Here is a 5,132-nt window from a genome sequence, read left to right as displayed (position 1 = left end):
CCGCCCCTCAGGGCAGCTCGGGCAGATCCTCCGAGTAGAGCAGCGTCAGCTCGTCGGTGCTCGGGTCGGGGAACTGCGCCACCCGGCCCGCGTGCCGCTCGACCATGGCCTCGAAGGTCTGCCGGGCGGTGCGGCCGTTGCCGAACGCCGGGCCCTTGGGCAGCTCCGTGAAGTACTTGAGCAGCGCCTCGGAGGTGCCCTCACCGATCCGGTACTCCTGCTCCTCCGCCTGCTGCTCGATGATGCGCAGCAGCTCGCGTGGTGTGTAGTCGCCGAAGGTGATGGTGCGCGAGAAGCGGGACGCCACGCCGGGGTTGACGGTCAGGAAGCGCTCCATCTCGGCGGTGTACCCCGCGACGATCACCACGACCGCCTCCCGGTGGTCCTCCATCAGCTTCACCAGCGTGTCGATGGCCTCCCGGCCGAAGTCCCGGCCCGAGTCCTCGGGGGACAGCGCGTACGCCTCGTCGATGAAGAGCACCCCGCCGCGCGCCCGGTCGAACGCCTCCTGGGTGCGGATGGCGGTCGAGCCGATGTGCTCGCCGACCAGGTCCACCCGGGAGACCTCCACGAGGTGGCCGCGCTCCAGCACGCCGAGGGAGGCGAGGATCTCGCCGTAGAGCCGGGCGACGGTGGTCTTGCCGGTGCCGGGGGAGCCGGTGAAGACGAGATGGCGGCGGACCGACGCCGCCTTGAGCCCGGCCAGCTGACGGCGTCGGCCCACCTCGATCATGTCGGTGAGGGCGCGCACCTCCCGCTTGACGCTGTCCAGGCCGACCAGCGCGTCGAGTTCGCCGAGCACCTCCGCCGAGGGCCGCGCGGCATCGGCGGCCGACGGCTCGGGCGCGGCCGGGGCCGGCTCCGGGGCGCGCGGCCCCGGCACCCCGCCGAGCAGCCCCACCGTCTGCACTGCCGGCTCCACCGCGGTGGCCGGGGAGCCGAGCCCGGAGCCGGGGGAGACGTCGGCGAGCGTCGCGCTCTCGTCGCTCGTGCAGTCCTCGCTGACCGGCCCGTCCTCGGCGAACTCGTAGCCGCCGCGCGCGCACCGCTCCGTGCGGCACCGGGTCAGCGTGGTGCGGCAGCCGTCGATGACGTGGAAGCCGTAGCCGCTGCTGCCCGTCACCCGGCAGCCGTGGAACGTGCCGCGGCCCTCCGCCGACACATAGAACCCCGCCTCGATGGGCGACGTCACCGTGCACCGCTCGATGGTGGGGTCCGCGCCCTTGGTGACGATGACGCCGGTCGCCGCCCCGTCGATCGTGCAGTTGGCCAGGGTGCCGCCGCTCCCGTGGTCGCGGAACCAGGCCCCGGTGGCCGCCTCGCGTATCCGGCAGTCGTCGAGCTGCGCGGTGGCGCCGTCGCTCACCGACACGGCCGTGTTGCGGACCTGGGATATGTCGCTGTCGACGACATCGGCGCGCGAGCCGCGGTCGAGGACGAACAGCGCGTCCGGCACGTCGCGCACCCGGCAGGAGTCGAGGACGGCGGTCGCCCCGTCGCTCACCCAGACCGCCGGGTAGTCGCCCGTACTCTCGTTGATCTCACACTGGTTGGCGTCCACCCGCGTGCCCGGGTCCCACACCGACAGGCCGTTGCGGCCGAACCGGCGCACCGTGGAGCGCGTCAGCGTCAGCACGGAACGGGAGCGCAGATCGACCGCGTTCTCCGGGATGTCGTGGATGTCGCAGTCGGAGAGCGTGAGCACCGAGTCCGTGTCGAGCGTGACGCCGTCCGCGGAGGTCCGGTGCACCTGACAGTCCGTGAGATGGCCGGTGGCGCGCGAAGCCACCTGGATGCCGCTGCCCTTGATCTCGTACACCTCGCAGCCGACGGCCTCCAGCGCGGTGCCCTCGCCCGTCATCGACAGCCCGGCGCCCGAGGCGTGGTGGATCCGGCAGCGCTCCAGCCGCGGATGGCCGCCGCCGCGCACCGCGACCCCGGACTGGCCGGCGGCCACCACCTCGCACTCCTCGAAGACGCCGCCGGCCGCGTCCAGCACGCTGATGCCGATGCCGCCCGGATTGTCCACGGTGCAGCGGCGCACCGTGGGCCGGGCCCCGCCGCGCACCTCGATGCCGACCGCGGAGCGGGTCGCCACCCGCAGGCCCGCCAACTCCGGTGCGCCGTCCTCGACGAGCAGCGCGGGCACGGTCGGGTCCTGCCCCTCGACGTACAGGTCGTGCAGGGTCGCGGAGCCCCGCACGGTCAGCGGCACGCCCTCGGTCGGCGCGATCCGCACCGAGCCGCGCGAACTCTCGCTGCCGCGCAGCGTGACGGCCCGGACCACGACGAGGTTCTCCCGGTACGTGCCGGGGGAGATGGACAGCACGTCCCCGTCGGCCGCGGCCTCCAGGGCGGCGGCGAGGGAGGCGTACTCTCCCGTGCGCCGCCGCCACCGCGATGTGCCGGTGTGCGTCACCTGGACCGAGCCCTGTGCCATGGTGCTGTTGTGCCCCCACCTCGTGCGTGTGTTCACCGCGTACGGACGTGTACTGGCGGCACCACCGTAGCGTGCGCGGGGGACGGGAGTTGACCGGTCAGCTCCCCGCGCCCGCCCGGCCCCAGGTCTGGCCCGCCCGCGCCCAGGCGCGGTCCCAGCGCGCGTACCGTCTGCGCATGAGCTGCCGGACGACGAGCCGGCGGACGCCCTCGACGAGCCCCGCCGCGGCGCCGGCCGTGCCGAGCCCGGCGAGGGCGGTGTGCGCGGCGGCCGTGGTGCTGTCCATGGGGCGGGCGGAGGCCCTGCCGCTGTCGTCGGTCCACAGCGGGAACGGGTCGCCGGGGGCGGCGACCTGCCGGGCGCTGACGACGCCCGTATGCGTACTGCCGCCCGGAGCGGTCCAGTTGGCGAGCACCCGGCGGTGCTGCGGGCGGTGCCCGGAGGCGGTCTCGGGGTCGGGTTCCATCGGCGGTCTCGGCATGAGCCGCACGGTCGTCGCGGTGACCAGATGCCGGTGCTGCTGCTGTTCCCGCACGGTCTGCCGCAGGGCGCCGTGGGCGAGGGAGCCCACGACCCAGCCGGCCGCCGGGGCCGCGACCAGCATCAGCAGTACGGCGATCAGTCCCACCCACGCCTCGACGAGGTCCGTGCCGCGACGCAGCGGGTTGTGCCGCCACCGCCAGATGACCGGAGTCTTGTGCACGGTGCTGCACCCCCTTCCGCGTCCGTAAATACCTCACTTGAGGCGTTACATGCGCGAGAGCACGGGGGAGAGAGCAAAATCACCCTTTGCGCCAGCCATGGACGCGGGGCGGGGGCCGAGGGGCTATTCGAGGATCTCGACCGGGTCGCCGACCCGCAGCGTCCCGGTGGTCTCGGGGATGAGGTTCTGCCCGAACACCAGCCGGTCGCCGAAGCGGTGGTGGCGCGCGAGCGTGCGCAGCGGCTCCTTGCCGCGCTCCGCCGAGCGCTGGTCGGTCGTGGTGATGACGCACCGCGCGGAGGACCTGGCCACCCGGAAGGGGATCCCGCCGATGCGCACGCGCCGCCAGTCGTCCTCGGCCCACGGGGCGACGCCGTCGACGACGACATTGGGGCGGAAGCGGTTCATGGGCAGCGGGCCCTCGTCCGCGTGGTCGCCCTGCGCTATCAGGGAGTTGAGGGCGTCGAGCGAGGCCGTCGTGGTGAGCAGCAGCGGATAGGCGTCGGCGAGGCTCACGGTCTCGCCGGGCCGCGCGTACTCGGGGTCGATCGGGCGACGGTGCTCCGGGGCGTCGAGATACCTCAGCCGGGCCTCGACGCTCAGATAGTCGCTCGCCCAGGCATCGGCGGCGGCGCCCGCGGGCACCGCCTCGACCTTGTCCCGGAAGATCTGCACGGTCACCGTGTCGAACTCCTCGGGGACCCCGATGTCCAGCGGCTCGCTGCCCGGAGCCGCGAGCCGGACCCCGCCGCCGGGCAGCGGACGCGCCGACGCCAAGGCGAGGCGCGGCTGCTGCCGTTGCGTGATGATCCTGCCGTCGGGCTCGGTCAGCACCCATCTCCGGTCCCCGGCGAGCCCCCACGGCTCCACGGCCGCCTCACCGGGCGCGCACCCCGCGACCGACTTCACCGGATAGACATGGACCGCGTTCAGCACTGGGTTGGCCATGCGGTCAGTTTGCCAGCCGGGTCGGACAGTTGAACGGTCGGCCAGGTCAGTAACCTCCCTGGTTGGGGTACTGACGGCCGTACTGGTCGTCGTACGGCGAAGGGGCCGGCCGGGGCGCCACGGGCCGCATCGCGTCGTACCCCGAGAACCCCGCGGGCCCCGAGGGCGCCGCCGGACGCTGCTGGTACTGCTGCTGCGGGCCCGGGTAGCCGCGCGGGCCGCCCGACTGCTGCGGGATGTACGGCGCGGGAGCCTGCTGGAGCGCCGGCTGCTGCGCCGCGGCAGGGTAGCCCTGCGGCGGCGTGTGCTGGGACGGCCCCGCCGGCAGCGCGGGCAGCGCGGCCGGGAGCGCGGGGAAGTGTCCGCTGGTGTCGTACGGGGAAGGAACCCGGATCGGTGCGATCTGCGGAGTGCCCCGCTCGGCGACGAGGCTGTCGTAGATAGGGGTGTCCGGGAACGACGACGCGGCGTAGTAGCCGCCGCCGTAGGAACTGCGGGGGGAGGTCATAGCCCATAAGTTAAGCCAACCGCCCAGGCCCGGTCTACGGGAAGGTAGCACCAACCCCCTTCTGACCTGCAAATACACAGGTCGGACCACAAGGGGCACATCAGGACACACCCGCATGATTGGCCGCCTCCGTCACAGGGGTTTCCGGGTCGCGGGTCCGGTAGCCGGGCGCCCGCCCGGCAGTGCGGGCCGGGTGGCGGGCCCTCCGTCGGTGTACCCCAACTCGGCTTTCTCTCTGCCGAGTTCACCCGTAAGAGGGCGGCCGGTGCGGGCGTCGGGCGGGTGCGGCATCCCGTCCTGGGTTCCGCAAAGTAAGCAAATCCGCGAAAAGCGGTCGCCAAGGTAGGTAAAGCGGTCGCCAAGGTACGTTGGGAGCGCGTACAGACCGGCCGCGTTCACGGCACGTTCGGAGGGGTGGAGCATGAGCATGCGCAAGGGCACCAATGTGCAGATTCCGGCATCGGCGGTGCGGGTCGAACTGGGCTGGCGCACCGGCGCCGGAGTGCCGGACGTCGATGCCTCCGCCCTGCTGC

Annotated in this window: 4 protein-coding genes; all 4 read right to left on the bottom strand. The window is 73.2% G+C overall.

The window, feature by feature from the left end; translation table 11 throughout:
- Positions 1 to 7: 7 nt before the first annotated feature.
- Complete coding sequence (locus ACFU99_RS32270) at positions 8 to 2,440, bottom strand: right-handed parallel beta-helix repeat-containing protein (protein WP_384398784.1); 2,433 nt, start codon at positions 2,438 to 2,440, stop codon at positions 8 to 10.
- A gap of 97 nt (positions 2,441 to 2,537) precedes the next feature.
- Complete coding sequence (locus tag ACFU99_RS32265; RefSeq protein WP_384398782.1) at positions 2,538 to 3,143, bottom strand: hypothetical protein; 606 nt, start codon at positions 3,141 to 3,143, stop codon at positions 2,538 to 2,540.
- 123 nt (positions 3,144 to 3,266) lie between these two features.
- Positions 3,267 to 4,091 (bottom strand): MOSC domain-containing protein, encoded by an 825-nt coding sequence (locus ACFU99_RS32260; RefSeq protein ID WP_384398780.1) that lies wholly within the window; start codon positions 4,089 to 4,091, stop codon positions 3,267 to 3,269.
- Between the two features lie 46 nt (positions 4,092 to 4,137).
- Positions 4,138 to 4,599 (bottom strand): DUF6643 family protein, encoded by a 462-nt coding sequence (locus ACFU99_RS32255; protein ID WP_384398778.1) that lies wholly within the window; start codon positions 4,597 to 4,599, stop codon positions 4,138 to 4,140.
- Positions 4,600 to 5,132: the final 533 nt, after the last annotated feature.

Origin of the sequence: Streptomyces sp. NPDC057654 (assembly GCF_042800135.1) — a bacterium.
Classification (GTDB): domain Bacteria; phylum Actinomycetota; class Actinomycetes; order Streptomycetales; family Streptomycetaceae; genus Streptomyces.
Note: the sequence above shows the minus strand (reverse complement) of the source record. Positions and strands in the feature narration are given on the sequence as shown.

Excerpts from the sequence above, each read along its gene's own strand:
- ACFU99_RS32270 (WP_384398784.1), bottom strand. The coding sequence starts at position 2,440 with ATGGCACAGGGCTCGGTCCAGGTGACGCACACCGGCACATCGCGGTGG.
- ACFU99_RS32260 (WP_384398780.1), bottom strand. The coding sequence starts at position 4,091 with ATGGCCAACCCAGTGCTGAACGCGGTCCATGTCTATCCGGTGAAGTCG.
- ACFU99_RS32255 (WP_384398778.1), bottom strand. The coding sequence starts at position 4,599 with ATGACCTCCCCCCGCAGTTCCTACGGCGGCGGCTACTACGCCGCGTCG.